The following is a 15996-nucleotide window of genomic DNA, read 5'->3' as shown; positions in this document are numbered from 1 at the left end:
AAAACTAGCAAGCCCGGACTCGCCCCCCACCAAACCCATGCGCTAGGCAATTGCCCAGATCAGAAGGAATGTGATTCGATGGCAGGCAGCGTCAACAAGGTCATTCTCGTCGGCAATCTCGGCGCGGATCCGGAAGTGAAGAGCTTCCAGAACGGCGGCCGCATCGCCAACCTGCGCATCGCCACTTCGGAAAGCTGGAAGGACAAGGCCACCGGCGAGAAGAAGGAGCGCACCGAATGGCACTCCGTCGTGCTCAATTCCGACGGCCTCGTCGGCGTGGCCGAACGCTTCCTGCGCAAGGGTTCGAAGGTCTACATCGAAGGCCAGCTGCGCACCCGCAAGTGGCAGGACCAGTCGGGCAATGACCGCTACACCACCGAAATCTCGGTCGGCGGCATGGGCGGCGTGCTGACCATGCTCGATGGCCCCTCAGGTGGCGCAGGCGGTGGCGGCATGGGCGGCGGCGGTGGCCGTTCCTCCGGTGGTGGCTGGAACGAAGGCGGCTCCTCTGGTGGCGGCAGCTACGGCGGCGGTTCGCGCGGCGGGGCCTCCGGAGGTGGTTCGTCAGGCGGCGGCTGGAACCAGGGCGGCGGCAGCGCAGGCGGCTTCGGCGACGATCTCGACGACGACATCCCGTTTTGAACGGAACCGCACCACTTGCGTCCCCGCGCAGGCGGGGACCTCGGTGTCGTTACAGAACCCAGGTATAAAACGACTGAGGCCCCCGCCTGCGCGGGGGCGCAGTTGTATTTACGCGGCAACCCTTCAAGTGCCCCGCGTATCCCCGTACAGGTGGATATGCAGCCGATCGGTAAAGCGCCAGCCGCGTTCCAGCGCTTCCTCGGCAAGCCAGCGCGAACGGTCGCGCAGCATCGCGCTGCCGGTCCCTTCGGGCATCACGAACAGATGGTCGCTCGCGATACCGTATTGCGCCTGCAGCGCTGAAATCTCGGCAAGGTCCGAGGCCGTCGCCACCACGAACTTGAACCACGCGCGCGGATCGCACGCCCAGGCATCGAGCCGCTCGGGCACCAGCGCCAGCTCTGCCGCATTGCCCGAATGCGCCAGCTTGGGGCTGACGTTGAACTGGTCGATCAGCGGGTCCAGCTCCGGATGCACCGCCACCGTGCCGTTGGTCTCGACCTCGACATGCAGGGCAGGGCGCCCGGCCTTCACCAGCGCCACCACCCGCGCCAGCGCCGAGCCTTGCAGCAGCGGTTCGCCTCCGGTGATCACCAGTCGGTCCTCGGGGTGCGAGAGGATCAGCGCAGCGGCATCGGCCTCGCTCATCGTCACCTGATTTTCGCCGCGCTCGAACGCCACCTCGTCGCGGTGGGGCCGGTTGTCGCCGGTGAAGCGCCAGGTATAGGCCGTGTCGCACCAGCGGCAGGCAAGGTTGCAGCGGGAAAGCCTTACGAAAACAGAGGGGCGCCCCATCGACGGGCCTTCGCCCTGCAGCGAGGAAAAGACTTCCGGTTCCCCGGGGGATGTGGTGGCGAGTACGATAGACATTGCTCGCCCCTTACTCCTTCCCCCTTGATGGGGGAAGGATGCGAAGGCTTGGCGGCGTGCCGCCTAGCCGCAGCTGGATGGGGGTATATCGGGCGCGCGCTGCCAGCACCCCCGCCCAACTCCGACTAGGCAGCAAGCTGCCAAGTCTGCGTAACCCTCCCCCATCGAGGGGGAGGGGCTTCACCCCAGCCGCTGCAGTGCCGCCGCCAGCCGTTCGGCCTCGGCAGCGTGCATCGCGTGATCGGCGCGGGCCTTCTCGACCGCCTCGGGCTTGGCCTTCTCGACAAACGACGGGTTGCCCAAACGCCCTTCGAGCGACTTGGCTTCCTTCTGCGAAGCCGCCAGCGCCTTTTCCAGACGTGCCTTTTCCGCCGCAATGTCGATCACGCCTTCCAGCGGCACCACGATGTTGGCATCGCCCGCACCCACCTGCATCGCTGCGCCTGCAGGCGCGGCCTCGAAGCGGATGCCGTTCAGCCGCGCCAGACGCTCGATCGCCGCCGGATTGGCCTCGATGATCCCGCGAGTCAGCGCCGAGGGTTCGGGCAGATAGGCATCGAGCTTTGCCCCCGGCGCGATGCCGAGTTCGTTCTTGGCGGTGCGCAGGTTCGAGACCAGCGCGATCAGCCACTCGACCTCACGCTTGGCTGCTGCGTCCACCGTGGCTTCGGGCTTCGGCCAAGCCGCCACGATCAGTTCGCCATCACGCTGCCCCAGCGCATGCCACAGCTCTTCGGTCACGAAGGGCATGAACGGGTGGAGCATCACCAGAATCTGGTCGAGCACCCAGCCTGCAACCGCTTTGGTCTCGGCATCGAAGTTGCCCTTGATCAGCTCGATGTACCAGTCGCAGAACTGGTCCCAGACGAAGTGATAGACGGTGTTCGCCGCCGCATCGAAGCGCAGGTCGGCCATTGCCTGATCCAGCGCGGCGACGGTTTCGACGACTTCGCCGATGATCCACTTGTTCACCGCCGAGGTTGCCGCAGGCGCCGCCACTGAAGTGCTGCCGTTGATGCCATTGCTCTGGCAGAAACGCGCGGCGTTCCACAGCTTCGTGGCGAAGTTGCGATAACCCTCGACGCGCTTCTCATCCATCTTCACGTCGCGGCCCTGGCTCTCCATCGCGCACATGAAGAAGCGCAGCGCATCGGCCCCGTACTTGTCGATCAAGCCGAGCGGATCGACCACGTTGCCCTTCGACTTGCTCATCTTCGCGCCGTCAGCCGCGCGGACGAGGCCGTGCAGATAGAGCTTCTTCCACGGCACTTCTTTCATGAAGTGCAGGCCCTGCATCGCCATGCGCGCATCCCAGAAAAACAGAATGTCGAAGCCGGAGACGAGCAGGTCATTGGGGTAGTGCTTCTTCAGCAGCGGCGCGTCTTCATCCGGCCAGCCGAGCGTGGCGAAGGGCCACAGCGCCGAGGAGAACCACGTGTCGAGGACGTCGTTGTCGCGCTCCAGCGTCACGCCTGCACCGGCCTTGGCCTGCGCTTCCTCTTCGGTTTCGGCAACATAGCACTGGCCATCAGAGCCGTACCACGCCGGAATCCGGTGCCCCCACCAGAGCTGGCGGCTGACGCACCAGGGCTGGATGTTCTCCATCCAGTTGAAGAAGGTCTTTTCCCAGGTCTTGGGCACAATCTCGATAGCGCCCGAGCGCACCGCTTCCATCGGCGCCTTCGCCAGCGTTTCGGCATCGACGTACCACTGGTCGGTCAGCCAGGGTTCGATCACCACGCCGCCACGGTCGCCGAACGGCGTCTGGATCGTGCGCGGTTCGAAGTCGGCGGCAATCTCGTTGCCTTCCTTGTCCTTCGTCACGTGGGGGATGATGAAGCCAGCTTCCTTCATCCGCTCGACCACGAGCTTGCGCGCATCGAAGCGGTCGAGGCCTACGAACTCGGCCGGCACCAGCCCATCGGCGGTCTGCACCACCTTGGCCTCGGCATCGAACATGTTGAGCATGTCGCCCGCCTTGATCCCGGCGCGCTTGCCCACTTCGAAGTCGTTGAAGTCATGCCCCGGCGTGATCTTGACCGCGCCTGAACCCAGCTCAGGATCGGCATGCTCGTCGGCCACGATCTTGAAGCGCCGCCCCGTCAGCGGCTGCAGGATTTCCTTGCCGATGACCGACTTGTAGCGCTCGTCCTCGGGATGCACCGCCACGGCCATGTCGGCCAGCATCGTCTCGGGGCGCGTGGTCGCAACCTCGATGTAGTCGAGGCCATCGTCCCGCGTCACGCCATCGGCCAGCGGATACTTGAAGTGCCAGAACCCGCCCTGCGTCTCACGCGTCTCGACCTCGAGGTCGGAAATCGCGGTCTTGAGCTTCGGGTCCCAGTTCACCAGCCGCTTGTCGCGGTAGATCACGCCCTGATTGTAGAGGTCAACGAAGACCTTCACCACGGCGCGGGTGAAGTGCGGGTCCATCGTGAACTGCTCGCGCGACCAGTCCATCGAGCAGCCAAGGCGCCGCAGCTGGCCGGTAATCGTCCCGCCGCTTTCCGCCTTCCACTCCCACACCTTCTCCACGAACTGTTCGCGCGTGTAGTTGGTGCGCTTGTCCTGTCGCGCTTCCATCTGGCGTTCGACCACCATCTGCGTGGCGATGCCGGCGTGGTCCATGCCGACCACCCACAGCGCATCCTTGCCGCGCAGGCGCTCGTAGCGGATCGCCACGTCCTGCAACGTGTTGTCGAGCGCGTGGCCGATGTGGAGCGAGCCGGTCACGTTCGGCGGCGGATTGACGATGGTATAGGGCGCGGCATCGGGCCGCTCGGGCCGGAACAGGCCATTGCTTTCCCAGTGGGCATACCATTTGGCCTCGATCCCGGCGGGTTCGAAAGTCTTGGCCAGTTCTGCAGAATTGGTGTCGGGCGTTTGGTCGGTCATGGGCCAGCGCCTTGCCATCCCAACGCCCTGCCTGCAAGCGCTGCGGGGAACCGCAAGGGCAGTTCCAACGTTACGGCTCATGTGTTGCACTTGTCGCCCTGTCCGATTTCCCCCATGAAGCGGGCAAGATGCGGGAACTGACCGATTTCCAGCTAGTGCAAGCCGAAGGGGGTGGCACCACGACGCTCGCGTTTCGCGGGCCGATGACCGTGTCCTCGCTCGGTCTTACCGACGCGCGCCTGCGGAACTTGAGCGGATCCGTCTCGAAAATCGACCTGACTGGCGTGACCCGGATGGACACCGTCGGCGCATGGACCGTCTGGCGCCTCTCGCGTGACAACGACGCGAAGATCATCGGCTGCAGCGAAGAAGCGCAGAAGCTGGTCGACGCAATCAGCAAGGCCGATTCGAACGACCATTCGGTCCGCGCGAAGCGCCTTCCCCTGCTCGAACGCGTGCCCGCCCATGTCGGCGACGTGATGATCGGCCTTGGCCGGGGTGCGTTGCAGGTGCTCGGCTTCCTCGGGCAGGTGATCCTTTCCGCAGGCACGCTGCTGCGCCATCCCGGCCGTTTCCGGATGAAGGCGCTGGTCCACCAGATGGAACTGGTCGGTGTCAATGCGCTCGCCATCATCGGCTTGATGAGCTTCCTCGTCGGCATCGTCATCGCCCAACAGGGCGCGGTGCAGCTGCGCCAGTTCGGCGCGGAGATCTACACCGTCAATCTCGTCGGTCGCCTGACCTTGCGCGAACTCGGCGTGCTGATGACCGCGATCATGGTCGCGGGCCGCTCCGGTTCGGCCTTTGCCGCTCAGCTTGGCACGATGAAGCTGACCGAAGAGGTCGACGCCATGCGCACGATCGGCGTCTCGCCGATGGAAGCGCTGGTCGTGCCGCGCATTCTCGCCACGATGATCATGATGCCCCTGCTCGGGTTCTACTCGGCATTCCTCGGCATCATCGGCGGTGCGTTCCTGTCGAGCCTGACGCTCGGCATCCCGTTCTTCACCTTCCTCGCGCGCATCCAGGAAGTGGTGCCGCTGCATGACGTCTGGGTGGGGCTGACCAAGGCTCCGGTGTTCGGCCTGATCGTCGCGGTGGCGGGGTGCTATCAGGGCATCAACGTCAAGAACAACGCCGAGGAAGTCGGCACGCGCACCACCGCTGCCGTCGTCATGGCGATCTTCACGGTCATCGTGCTCGATGCCTTCTTCGCAGTGTTCTTCACCAACATCGGGTGGGGCTGATGGATCAGACACCAGCCCCCGAACGGCTGCCGGAACTGCCCGAACAGTTCGAAGGCAGGTATCCCATCCGCGTGCGTGGCGTGCGCAACGTGTTCGGAACCCACGTCATCCACGACGGACTCGACCTTGATGTGCGCAAGGGGGAGATCCTTGGCGTCGTCGGGGGATCGGGCACCGGCAAGTCGGTGCTGATGCGCACGATCATCGGTCTCCAGATTCCCGAATCGGGCGAAGTCGAAGTGCTCGGCAGTTCGATCACCGATGCGCGCGACGACGATGACATCGACATCCGCAGCCGCTGGGGCGTGCTGTTCCAGGGCGGCGCCTTGTTCTCCACCCTGACCGTGGCCGAGAACGTCGAAGTTCCTCTACGTGAATTCTATCCCGAGATCAGCGACGAGCTGCGCCACGAGATCGCGCGCTACAAGGTTCTGCTCTCGGGCCTCCCCGCAGAAGCCACGAGCAAGTATCCGTCCGAGCTTTCGGGCGGGATGAAGAAGCGTGCGGGCCTTGCTCGCGCGCTCTCGCTCGATCCCGAACTGCTGTTCCTCGATGAACCCACCGCCGGGCTCGACCCGATCGGTGCCGCCGCGTTCGACCAGCTGATCCTCAAGCTCCAGCAGACGCTCGATCTCACCGTTTTCCTGATCACGCACGATCTCGATACGCTTTACGAGATCTGCGACCGGGTGGCGGTGATCGCGGACAAGAAGGTCATCGCCGTGGGCACGATCCCGGAACTGCTCGCACTCGATCACCCGTGGATTCAGGAATACTTCAACGGCCCGCGCGGCCGCGCGGCGCAGGATGCGCAGGAGCGGCACGATGCGGTAAAGGCACGATTGACCGACGAAGCGCCATCGCGCGTTGATCAGGACGAGGCATAAGGACAGGGCATGGAAACGCGCGCAAACCACATCTGGGTCGGCCTCGTCACGCTGCTGCTCATGGCGGCGGTCGCCCTGCTGACCGTCTGGATCGCCCGGATTAATCAGGGTGACATCAACGAGTACGACATCTTCTTCAAGCAGTCGGTCGATGGTCTTGCCAAGGGCTCCGAAGTCTCGTTCTCGGGCGTGCCCTCGGGGCAGGTCAAGGACATCGAACTGTGGGAGCGCGATCCCGAATTCGTCCGCGTCCGCATCGCAGTGGACCGCAAGGTGCCGATCCTTCAGGGCACCACCGCCAGCCTGCTCGGCAGCTTCACCGGCGTCTCGACGATTCAGCTGACCGGCGCGGTCAAGGGTGCGCCTGCCATCGAATGCCCGAAGGAAAACAAGCGCGCGACCTGCCCTGAAGGCGTTCCGGTGATTCCGACCAAGCGCTCAGGCCTTGGCGAGATCCTGTCGAACGCGCCGCTCCTGCTCGAACGCCTCGCCACGCTGACCGAGCGGTTGACGATGGTCCTGTCCGACAAGAACCAGAAGTCGATCGAGAACATCCTGTCGAACACCGACAAGATGACCGCCAACCTCGCCGACGCCTCGCCCGATGTGAAGCGCACCATGGCCGAACTGCAGGCAACGCTGCGGCAGGCGAACTACACGCTGGCCAGCTTTGAGAAGTTGACGACCTCGGCTGATGCTGTGCTCAACGACGAAGGCAACGGCCTTGCCCAGCAATTGCGCAAGACTTTGAAGTCCGCACAGGGTGCAGCCGATGCCTTGCAGGGCACGCTCAGCGATGCCCGCCCTGCCGCAAAGCAACTCAACGAACGCACGCTGCCCGCCGCCGAGGCCGCGATCCGCGATCTTCAGGCGACGACCAAGTCTCTGCGCGAAGTGACCGACCGCCTGAACGATCAGGGCGTCGGCGGCTTCGTCGGCGGCCCCAAGCTGCCCGACTACAAGAACTGAGGAGGCGATGAAGATGATCCGCAAAGCCCTTGTCGTCCCTGCGCTCCTCGCAACACTGGCAGGCTGCGTCAGCCTCGGCCCTAAGGTGCCCGATACGCTGCTCGCACTCACTCCCACCGCAGCGCCTGCCGCAGGCAGCGGTACCAGCGGCACGCTCGCCAGCGCGCTGGTGGTGATGGAGCCCTCCGCCGAAGCGCGCCTCGCGGTGACCCGCGTGCCGGTGCAGATCGATGATGCCAACGTCGCCTATCTGCAGAAGACGATGTGGGTCGAACGGCCTGCGCGCCTGTTCCAGCGTCTCCTCGCCGAAACCATCCGCGCGCGCGGCACCCGCCTCGTGCTTGAAGGCGATCCGGGCGCAGGCGCTTTGCACCTCTCCGGCCGCCTCCTCGACATGGGCTACGATGCCCGCACCCGCTCCGCCGTGGTCCGCTACGACGCAGTGCGCGAGGCCGGCGGCAAGGTCGAGACAAAGCGCTTCGAAAGCGTGGTCCCGGTGACCGAGGCCGAGGCGAAGTACGTCGGCCCCGCGCTAAACGAAGCGGCGAATGCCGTGGCCAAGCAAGTCGCGGACTGGGTCAGTTGAAGGCTCACGTCACTATCTTCGCTTTGGCCATTGGGCTTGCCGTTGGTAGCTGCTCTGGCGGCGAAACTGCCTCTGACGCTCCGGAAGCGGTTGCAAGCCAATCGCAATCCACACCTTCAGCTGCGCCTGCCCCCTCCTTGTCGGCTTTGCCAGTCGAAGGTTTTGTACTCACAGGCGACGGAATCGCTGGCGCTGAAGTTGGAACACAGTGGTCGCAGATAGCGAGTTCCTTTGAAGCCACAGGTACCTATGGCGATGCGGCTCCGGAAGGCTGCGAGGTCTACAACCACCGCAGTGGCAAATTTGCAGCGATGGTCGTGGATGACAAGATCGCCAGATTAGAAGTATTTGATCCCGGCGTCCGAACTGCCGCAGGGATAGGGATCGGATCCACTCTCGGCGATCTCAGAAAAGCCTATGGGAAGCAGTTGGTGGCCGAAAAAAATCCCTACGAAGGTGAAGACAACCAGTTCGTCTGGTTGTCGAAGGATCGCGGTCTGGTCTTCTACCTCAACGAGGGGAAAGTGAGGTTCATGGCCGGTGGAGGTGAAGCAATCCGCTATGTCGAAGGTTGCTTGTAAACACTGATACTCAGCCGCGCGCCAGCCCCGCAAACCGCGCCGCCGCAGCAAACGCTCCCGCGCGCCGCTCGCGCCGTTCCATCGCTTCGGCGTCCTTGCCCCAGAGTTCGGCCTGCCAGTCCTCTTCGAGGTTGGCCGCATCCCACAGCGCGTCGAGGTCGGCTTGCGGCTCAAGCGCGGCAAGGCCGAGGATCAGCGAGGCGGCGAGGCTCGCGGTGTTGCGCAGGGCGGCAAGCGCGAAAGCATCGAGAGTTTCCAACTCTGCGCGCAACCGCGCCAGCGTTTCGGCCGGCTGCGGCTTGTGGATCACGCCCGATACCCGCACGAACTTCGCGCCCAGCCGCGTCTCGGCTACTGCCAGAAGCGGCTCCCACATCAGGCGCTGGCGTGCCGCAAAGGCCTCGTCCGGCTCGGCCCGGTAGCACAGCGTGTCGGTCTCGGCATAAGGCAGGATCTCGCCGATGACCGACGCCGGATCACCCGCCACCACGTCGATCGCGTAGTCGGCCATGTCGCGGTAGAGGAACAGCGCAGGGTCGATCTCAGGCCCTTGGCGCTCCCACTCCGCCGCCATTGCCTCGGCCAGCGCTCGGCTAGGCACCACCTGCGGTCTGCCGCCGACCGTCCTGATCGCCCGCCCGTCGAGCCTCACCCCGAAGCCGCCGTCTGCTGCCTCGACCGTCACATCCTTGTAAAAGCGCTTCATTCTCTAATCCGGAGTTCGCCACCGCCGCGCGACGATGCGCGGCAGGAAAAAGAAGTCCCACAGGCCCGCCAGAGCCATGACGATCCCGGCCAGCGGCGGCAGCGCCGAGAGCGGCCCCGGCCCCTTGCCCGCCTGCACCAGCACGCCGAGCAGCACCAGCAGCGCGCCGGAAAGCCGCACCACCTGCAACGCGAAGTAACGCCCGACAGCAGGATCGCTCATGCAATCCTCCCGAGCAGCGCGCGCAAGTCCTCGATGCTCGTCGCCACGGCCTCCGCGCCTGCTTCGAGCAGTTCGTCGGTCTCGTGATAGCCCCAGTCGACACCGAAGCACCGCACGCCCGCGTTCACGCCCATATGGATGTCATAGACCGTATCGCCGATCATCGCCGTGCGCGCACGATCCGCGCCCGCATCGGCGATGCACTGCTCGATCATCGAAGGGTCGGGCTTGGACGGGTGCCGGTCCGCCGTCTGCAGCGAGACGAAGTGGCCGGTCAGGCCGTGGGTGGCGAGGCAGTGGGCAAGCCCCTTGTCCGATTTGCCCGTGGCCACCGCAAGCTGCCAGCCCTCGCGCGCCAGATCCTCGACCAGCGCGGCAATGCCCTCGTAGAGCGGCTCTGCCACCGCGCCTGCCGCGCGCCGGGCGCGGAAGGCGTCCTTGTAGAGTTCGGTCAGGCTGGCATGCTCGTGATGCTCGCCCTCAGGGTGCAACTGGCGCATCGCCTCGTGCAGCGAAAGGCCGACGACGCGCCGCGTCAGCTGGCGCTCGGGCGGGATCAGCCCGGCAGCGCGGAACGCTGCGTCCATTGCCGCGCAGATATCAGCCTGGCTGTCGACCAGCGTGCCGTCGCAATCGAAGATCGCCAATCTCAAGGGACAAGTCTCCGCATCAGTTCGGCTATCGCTGGAGAGCCCTCTGCCTCAAGCCCCGCCGCCACGCGCGCTCGCTCGTCGGCGCTCTTGTTCTGCGATAGCTTGAAGGTGGGCCGCCACGCCAGCACTTCCATCTCGAAGCCGACGATACCGCCCATCATCCGGCGCAGCGTATCCTCGGGCATCTTGTCCATCGTCCAGGGCGTGCCTTCGGAAATGCGCCCTTCGTGGTGGCTGGAGGACGCTTCGAGCAATCCGAGCAGCCCTTCCTGATCCATCCGCCGCACCCGTCCTTCCAGCTCAAGCGAAACGTAGTTCCACGTCGGCACTTGCGCCGCATCGGCATACCAGCGGGGGGACACGTAGCCGTCCGGCCCGTTGAGGACAGCCAGCGCCATCATCCCGTCAAGGTGCTTGGTCAGGGCATTCCCGCGCGCCAGGTGGAACTGCACCGCGCCGTCTCCGGTGGAGAGCAGCGGCACATGCGCCACGCGCGGGCCATCGGGTATGGTCCCGAAGACCATCCCGAAGCCGATCTCGCCGATCAGCGCTTCCAGCAGCGCGCGGTCGTCATGACGGAACGCCGGGTTGGGATGCATCAGCGCGGCTTGCCCTTGGGAGCACCGGTGCCGGGCTTGCGGGCAGAGGCCCTGCCGCCAGTAGAGCGGGCCTCGGCATTGCGCGCCTCGGACCCGCGCGCGGCTCCGAAGCGAACCCCTGCAGGCTTGGCAGGCCGTGCCGCAGCCTTGGCATCAGGCTTGCCACCAGACTTCGGTCCCGGCTTGGCACCCGCTTTGGCAGGAGCCTTGGCAGGACCGGCACGCTTGCCTGTCGGCGTGCGACCAGCACTGCCTGCGCCCTTTTCGCCATCGGCGCGCTTGCGGCGTTCGCCTCGGCGCTCCTTGCGGTATTCCTTGGCGTGCGCCTTGGCGGCGCGCTTCTGCATCGTCTTCTCGGGGATCGGCTTGATCGGATCGATCGCCAGATCGCCGTCTTCCTCGTGGAAGCCCAGACTCGCCATGCTTGCCTCGAAGTGCGCGGGCAGGGGCGCTGTCACGTCGAGCAGGTCGCCCTCGGGATGCTCGATGCGCAGACGGCGGGCGTGGAGGTGCATCTTGCGGCTGATCGTCCCGGTCAGGAACGCGGCCTGCCCGCCATACTTGCCATCGCCCACGATTGGGTGGCCGATCGCCGCCATGTGCACGCGCAACTGGTGCGTGCGCCCGGTCAGCGGCTGCAGTTCGACCCATGCCGCGGCGTTGCCCGCGCGGCTGATCACGCGATAGCGGCTGCGGGCGGTCTGGCCCTGTCCGCTTTCGTCGACCATCATCTTCTCGCCGCCGGTGCCCGGCTGCTTGGCGATGGGCAGTTCGATCAGCCCGTCCTTCACGTCCGGCACGCCGACGACCAGCGCCCAGTAGATCTTGCGCGCGGTGCGCCCGGAGAAGCGCTTGGAGAAGAACGCGGCGCTGCCCGGCGTGCGCGCGATCAGCAACACGCCCGAGGTGTCCTTGTCCAACCGGTGGACGAGACGCGGACGTGGGCCGCCGCCCTGCGCATAGGCATCAAGCAATCCGTCGACATGCTCGTAGGTGCCGCTGCCGCCCTGCGTGGCAAGGCCCGGCGGCTTGTTGAGCACGATGGCGGCGCGGTCCTGCGAAAGGATCATCGATTCGGCGAGTTCGATCTGCTCGTCGGTCAGCGGCTCGCGCGGACGCTCGCCCTTGCCGGGTGTGCCGACCGGGGTGGCGTTGCCGGGGGGCACGCGCAAGGTCTGTCCGGCTTCGAGCCGTGTATCGACATCGGCGCGCTTGCCGTCGAGCCGGATCTGCCCGGTGCGCGCCCAGCGCGAAACGGTGGCAAAACCCACTTGCGGGAGGTGGCGCTTGAACCAGCGGTCAAGCCGAGCGCCTTCATCGTCCTTGCCGATGGTGAACTGGCGGACCTGATCGTCGGGGAGGGCGCCCTGGCCCTTGCGAGGTATCTTCACGCTGCACCTCGCATCATGGAAAGGCCAAGGAACAGCCCGGCCACGCCTGCGACCAGCGAGCCCAGCGCATAGACCGAAGCGAGGCCATAGAGCCCGCGCTGCATCAGCATCGCCGTTTCAAGGCTGAAGGCCGAGAAGGTGGTGAAGCCACCCAGCACGCCGACGCCGAGCAGCAGGCGCAGCGATTCGGCTCCGTCCTGCCGCGCCAGCCATCCGGCGAGCAGGCCCATCAGCAGGCTGCCGCTGACATTGATCAGGAAAGTGCCCCAAGGGAACACGGTGTTGGGACCGGCAAAGGCGGTCACGGCACGCCCGGCATGGTAGCGCAGCATGGCGCCTATGCCGCCGCCGATCGCTACGATGGCGGTTGCCGTCAGGGTATTGGGAGAGTTCATCCGCCGCCCTTAACCCCATGGCCTGCAAAATGCACGACTTTGCTTGCCTTTGCCGCCCGATTTGGCTAGTGGCGCTCCCGTTCGGGCCGGTCCTGTACGGATTCGGCACGTTTGGTATTTCCAGAATCAGGGTAACTCCCGCACGATTGGCGGGCTCTTGCCGACAGTTTGAGGTGTAGCGGTTTATGCAGATTCTCGTTCGCGATAACAACGTTGACCAGGCTCTTCGTGCACTCAAGAAGAAGCTGCAGCGTGAAGGCGTGTATCGCGAAATGAAGCTGCGTCGCCACTTCGAGAAGCCCTCGGAAAAGCGCGCTCGCGAGAAGGCTGCAGCCGTGCGCCGCGCCCGCAAGCTCGAGCGCAAGCGCCAGGAGCGTGACGGCGGAAAGTAAGACCGGGCGGGGCGGCAACGCCCCATCTGGCTACTTGCCGTTTAAGCCCTGATGGGCCAAGAGGGCGCCGAACTCCGGCGCCCTTTTTCGTGGGTCCGGTTCAGGTCATTCGAATCATCCAGCGCGATTCGGGCGAATCGCGTTCGAGGGGGAAAGCATGTCGGAAATCACCCGCGTTCCGCTCCAGCCCGTTGCCAAGGGCTCCATCGGCAAGATCTGGCTCGGCGTCATCGCTGCGGTCGTGCTCGGTTCGGGCGTGGCCTATGCCACCCGCTACCAGGGCATCGAGATCGAGACGGTGAAGGCCGGAACTGGCGCCTCGCCGACCAAGGCTGACGTTGCGCTGATCAACTATGTCGGTCGCCTCGCCAGCGGCAAGGAATTCGATCGCGGCCAGCAGGCCGTTCTCCCGCTCGAAACCGTGATCCCCGGCTTCTCCGAAGGCCTGTCGAAGATGCAGAAGGGCGGCAAGTACGTCCTCGAGATCCCGGCAGAGAAGGCCTATGGCGCGGATGAAAAACGCAATCCGCAGACCGGCGAAGTGGTGATCCCCGCCAATTCGGACCTCGTCTTCGAAGTCGAACTGATCGACTTCAAGAGCGCGGCCGAACTGGAACAGCAGCGCATGATGCTTGAGCAGATGCGCAAGATGCAGGGCGGTGCCGGTGCGGCTCCCGGCGGCATGCCGATGCCCATGCCCATGCCTGAAGGCGCTCCGCAACCCTGATATCCGCCGGGCAGGGGCCTCTTGCGGTCCCGCCTCGGCTTGAAGCACGCCGCGCGCTCTGGTAGCGCGCGGCGTTCCTCATTTCTTTCCGACAAGAGTATCCGCCATGTCCGTAGATACCGCCACGGTGGCGAAGATCGCCTCGCTGGCCCGCATCAAGGTGACCGAGGCCGACCTTGACGCAATGGTCCCCGAACTGAACGGCATCCTCGCCTGGGTCGAACAGCTCGGCGAAGTCGATGTGACCGGGATCGAGCCGATGACTGCGGTCATCCCCAACAAGCAGCGCCTGCGCGATGACGTGGTGGGCGCCGACCCGCTGACCGGTGGCGACATCCGCGACGCCGTATTGGCCAACGCCCCCGCGCCCGAACACGGCTTCTTCGGCGTGCCCAAGGTGATCGAGTGATGACCCTCCCCCGCTGCGCCCCTGCGAAGGCGGGGGCCTCGTGCCGCATGGCTGACCGTCTCGTATCACTGCCTGAGGTCCCCGCCTTCGCGGGGACGCAGCTGGAAGTTCTGAAATGACCAACCTTACCGATCTCGGCATTGCCGCCCTCCGCGATGGCGTGGCCAAGGGCGAGTTTACCGCCACCGAAGTCGCCACTGCCTTCAACGCTGCGGTGGAAGCGGCTCAGCCCGCGCTCAACGCGTTCATCGTCACCACGCCCGAAAAGGCGCTCGAAGCCGCCGCGAAGGTCGATGCCGACCGCGCCGCCGGCAAGCCGCTTGGCACCATGGCGGGCGTGCCCATCGGCATGAAGGACCTGTTTGCCACAAAGGGCACGCAGACCACCGCCGCCTCGAAGATCCTCGAAGGCTTCATCCCGCAGTACGAATCGACCGTCAGCCAGAAGCTGTGGGACGCGGGCGCGGGCATGCTCGGCAAGCTCAACCTCGACCAGTTCGCGATGGGCTCCTCGAACGAAACCTCGGCCTTCGGCAATGTGATCTCGCCATGGCGCCGTCCGAACGACACCGCACCGCTCGCCCCCGGTGGCTCGTCGGGCGGTTCGTCCGCTGCCGTGGCTGCGCGCATTGCGCCTGCCGCCACCGGCACTGACACCGGCGGTTCTATCCGCCAGCCCGCCGCCTTCACCGGCATCTCAGGGATAAAGCCGACCTACGGCCGCTGCTCGCGCTGGGGCGTCGTAGCTTTCGCCTCCAGCCTCGATCAAGCCGGCGCGATGGCCCATGACGTGACCGACTGCGCGATCATGCTCGAGGCCATGGCCGGGTTCGACCCCAAGGATTCGACCAGCCTTAACCTGCCGGTCCCTGAATGGACTGCAGGGCTCAGCGCCGACATGCGCGGCAAGAAGGTCGGCATCCCGCGCGAATACCGTCTCGATGGCATGGACCCGGACGTGGCGAAGAGCTGGGACGATGGCATCGCATGGCTGAAGGACGCGGGCGCCGAGATCGTCGAAATCTCGCTGCCGCATACCAAGTACGCGCTGCCGACCTATTACATCATTGCCCCCGCCGAAGCCTCGTCTAACCTCGCCCGCTACGATGGCGTGCGTTATGGTCTGCGCGATCTGCCGGACGGTGCAGGCCTGCAGGACATGTACGCCGCCACCCGCGCCGCAGGGTTCGGGCCGGAAGTGAAGCGCCGCATCATGATCGGCACATATGTGCTCTCGGCGGGCTTCTACGACGCCTACTACACGCAGGCCCAGAAGGTCCGCACCCTGATCGCGCGTGACTTCACCAACGCGTTCATGGAGGTGGACGTCATCCTCGTCCCCACCGCACCATCCTCGGCCTTCGCGCTGGGCGAAAAGAGCGCCGACCCGCTGGAAATGTACCTGAACGACGTGTTCTCGGTGCCCGCCAGCCTTGCAGGACTCCCCGCCATGTCGGTCCCCGCCGGGCTTGACCGCAACGGGTTGCCGCTTGGCCTTCAGGTCATCGGCAAGGCGTTTGACGAGCAGGGCGTTTTGAACGCCAGCCTCGCCATCGAACAGCGTGCCAAGTTTTCTGCCCGTCCGGAGAAGTGGTGGTGAACAGCGGTGACGAAGGCGAAAGCCAGGCGGAATTCGACACCATAAATCTCGTCTTCGGATCTGCGCTAAGTGCTTATGTTGGCATTGTTCTTTCGCAGTCGAACTTGAGCAGTAGGAATCATTTTGACTTAATCGTGATTCTAATTGGAGTTATCTTGTTTATCCTATCAGCTAGGGCAATCTATCGTTCTCTAATTGGAGAGAGCTATGTTGGTCTCCGCTGGC

Annotated in this window: 18 protein-coding genes; 10 read left to right on the top strand and 8 right to left on the bottom strand. The window is 65.1% G+C overall.

Annotated features, from left to right (window positions below):
• The first annotated feature begins 78 nt into the window (after positions 1–78).
• Positions 79–642 (top strand): single-stranded DNA-binding protein, encoded by a 564-nt coding sequence (gene ssb / locus ACZ1JW_RS02325; protein ID WP_465125064.1) that lies wholly within the window; start codon positions 79–81, stop codon positions 640–642.
• A gap of 123 nt (positions 643–765) precedes the next feature.
• On the opposite strand, the gene ACZ1JW_RS02320 is transcribed toward ssb, so the two are convergent.
• Positions 766–1512, bottom strand: a complete 747-nt coding sequence (locus ACZ1JW_RS02320; protein ID WP_465141811.1) for a 7-carboxy-7-deazaguanine synthase QueE — start codon at positions 1510–1512, stop codon at positions 766–768.
• A gap of 180 nt (positions 1513–1692) precedes the next feature.
• Positions 1693–4407, bottom strand: a complete 2715-nt coding sequence (locus ACZ1JW_RS02315) for a valine--tRNA ligase (RefSeq protein ID WP_465141810.1) — start codon at positions 4405–4407, stop codon at positions 1693–1695.
• A gap of 128 nt (positions 4408–4535) precedes the next feature.
• Here ACZ1JW_RS02315 and ACZ1JW_RS02310 point away from each other — a divergent pair, with 128 nt between their 5' ends.
• The 5 genes from ACZ1JW_RS02310 to ACZ1JW_RS02290 are packed head-to-tail and all read left to right on the top strand — an operon-like array spanning position 4536 to position 8677.
• Positions 4536–5654, top strand: coding sequence for an ABC transporter permease (locus ACZ1JW_RS02310; protein WP_465141809.1), 1119 nt, complete (start codon positions 4536–4538; stop codon positions 5652–5654).
• Positions 5654–6541, top strand: a complete 888-nt coding sequence (locus tag ACZ1JW_RS02305) for an ABC transporter ATP-binding protein (protein ID WP_465125068.1) — start codon at positions 5654–5656, stop codon at positions 6539–6541. Before ACZ1JW_RS02310 ends, ACZ1JW_RS02305 begins: the two co-directional genes overlap by 1 nt.
• Positions 6542–6550: 9 nt before the next feature.
• On the top strand, positions 6551–7510 hold the full coding sequence (locus tag ACZ1JW_RS02300; RefSeq protein ID WP_465141808.1) for an MlaD family protein: 960 nt from the start codon (positions 6551–6553) through the stop codon (positions 7508–7510).
• A 13-nt stretch (positions 7511–7523) separates the two neighbouring features.
• A complete protein-coding gene (locus ACZ1JW_RS02295) occupies positions 7524–8096 on the top strand; it encodes an ABC-type transport auxiliary lipoprotein family protein (protein WP_465141807.1) in 573 nt (190 codons plus the stop codon).
• Positions 8093–8677 carry a hypothetical protein gene (locus ACZ1JW_RS02290; RefSeq protein WP_465141806.1) on the top strand — a complete coding sequence of 195 codons (585 nt, stop codon included), beginning with the start codon at positions 8093–8095 and terminating at the stop codon, positions 8675–8677. The genes ACZ1JW_RS02295 and ACZ1JW_RS02290 overlap by 4 nt, the downstream gene beginning before the upstream one ends.
• Positions 8678–8687: 10 nt before the next feature.
• On the opposite strand, the gene ACZ1JW_RS02285 is transcribed toward ACZ1JW_RS02290, so the two are convergent.
• The 6 genes from ACZ1JW_RS02285 to crcB are packed head-to-tail and all read right to left on the bottom strand — an operon-like array spanning position 8688 to position 12643.
• The gene (locus ACZ1JW_RS02285; protein WP_465141805.1) at positions 8688–9383 is read right to left on the bottom strand and encodes an ATP12 family chaperone protein; all 696 of its coding nucleotides are present in this window, start codon (positions 9381–9383) and stop codon (positions 8688–8690) included.
• Positions 9384–9386: 3 nt separating this feature from the next.
• Positions 9387–9605 carry a hypothetical protein gene (locus ACZ1JW_RS02280; protein ID WP_465125072.1) on the bottom strand — a complete coding sequence of 73 codons (219 nt, stop codon included), beginning with the start codon at positions 9603–9605 and terminating at the stop codon, positions 9387–9389.
• On the bottom strand, positions 9602–10258 hold the full coding sequence (locus tag ACZ1JW_RS02275) for an HAD-IA family hydrolase (protein ID WP_465141804.1): 657 nt from the start codon (positions 10256–10258) through the stop codon (positions 9602–9604). Before ACZ1JW_RS02275 ends, ACZ1JW_RS02280 begins: the two co-directional genes overlap by 4 nt.
• Positions 10255–10857 carry an FMN-binding negative transcriptional regulator gene (locus ACZ1JW_RS02270; protein ID WP_465141803.1) on the bottom strand — a complete coding sequence of 201 codons (603 nt, stop codon included), beginning with the start codon at positions 10855–10857 and terminating at the stop codon, positions 10255–10257. Before ACZ1JW_RS02270 ends, ACZ1JW_RS02275 begins: the two co-directional genes overlap by 4 nt.
• On the bottom strand, positions 10857–12248 hold the full coding sequence (locus tag ACZ1JW_RS02265) for an RluA family pseudouridine synthase (RefSeq protein ID WP_465141802.1): 1392 nt from the start codon (positions 12246–12248) through the stop codon (positions 10857–10859). Before ACZ1JW_RS02265 ends, ACZ1JW_RS02270 begins: the two co-directional genes overlap by 1 nt.
• Positions 12245–12643, bottom strand: coding sequence for a fluoride efflux transporter CrcB (gene crcB / locus ACZ1JW_RS02260; RefSeq protein ID WP_465125076.1), 399 nt, complete (start codon positions 12641–12643; stop codon positions 12245–12247). Before crcB ends, ACZ1JW_RS02265 begins: the two co-directional genes overlap by 4 nt.
• 185 nt (positions 12644–12828) lie before the next feature.
• Here crcB and rpsU point away from each other — a divergent pair, with 185 nt between their 5' ends.
• The 4 genes from rpsU to gatA all read left to right on the top strand — a co-directional run bounded on the left by rpsU (position 12829) and on the right by gatA (position 15771).
• Positions 12829–13035: a 30S ribosomal protein S21 gene (gene rpsU, locus ACZ1JW_RS02255; RefSeq protein WP_144902223.1), complete on the top strand. Its 207-nt coding sequence runs from the start codon at positions 12829–12831 to the stop codon at positions 13033–13035.
• 157 nt (positions 13036–13192) lie between these two features.
• Entirely contained in the window at positions 13193–13762 is a 570-nt protein-coding gene (locus tag ACZ1JW_RS02250; RefSeq protein WP_465141801.1) for an FKBP-type peptidyl-prolyl cis-trans isomerase, read from the top strand.
• A 106-nt stretch (positions 13763–13868) separates the two neighbouring features.
• The gene (gene gatC, locus ACZ1JW_RS02245; RefSeq protein ID WP_465141800.1) at positions 13869–14171 is read left to right on the top strand and encodes an Asp-tRNA(Asn)/Glu-tRNA(Gln) amidotransferase subunit GatC; all 303 of its coding nucleotides are present in this window, start codon (positions 13869–13871) and stop codon (positions 14169–14171) included.
• A 115-nt stretch (positions 14172–14286) separates the two neighbouring features.
• Positions 14287–15771, top strand: coding sequence for an Asp-tRNA(Asn)/Glu-tRNA(Gln) amidotransferase subunit GatA (gene gatA, locus ACZ1JW_RS02240; RefSeq protein ID WP_465141799.1), 1485 nt, complete (start codon positions 14287–14289; stop codon positions 15769–15771).
• The last annotated feature ends 225 nt before the right edge of the window (positions 15772–15996 follow it).

Source organism: Novosphingobium sp. BL-A-28-Hi1-0D (genome assembly GCF_055521755.1).
Note: the sequence above shows the minus strand (reverse complement) of the source record. Positions and strands in the feature narration are given on the sequence as shown.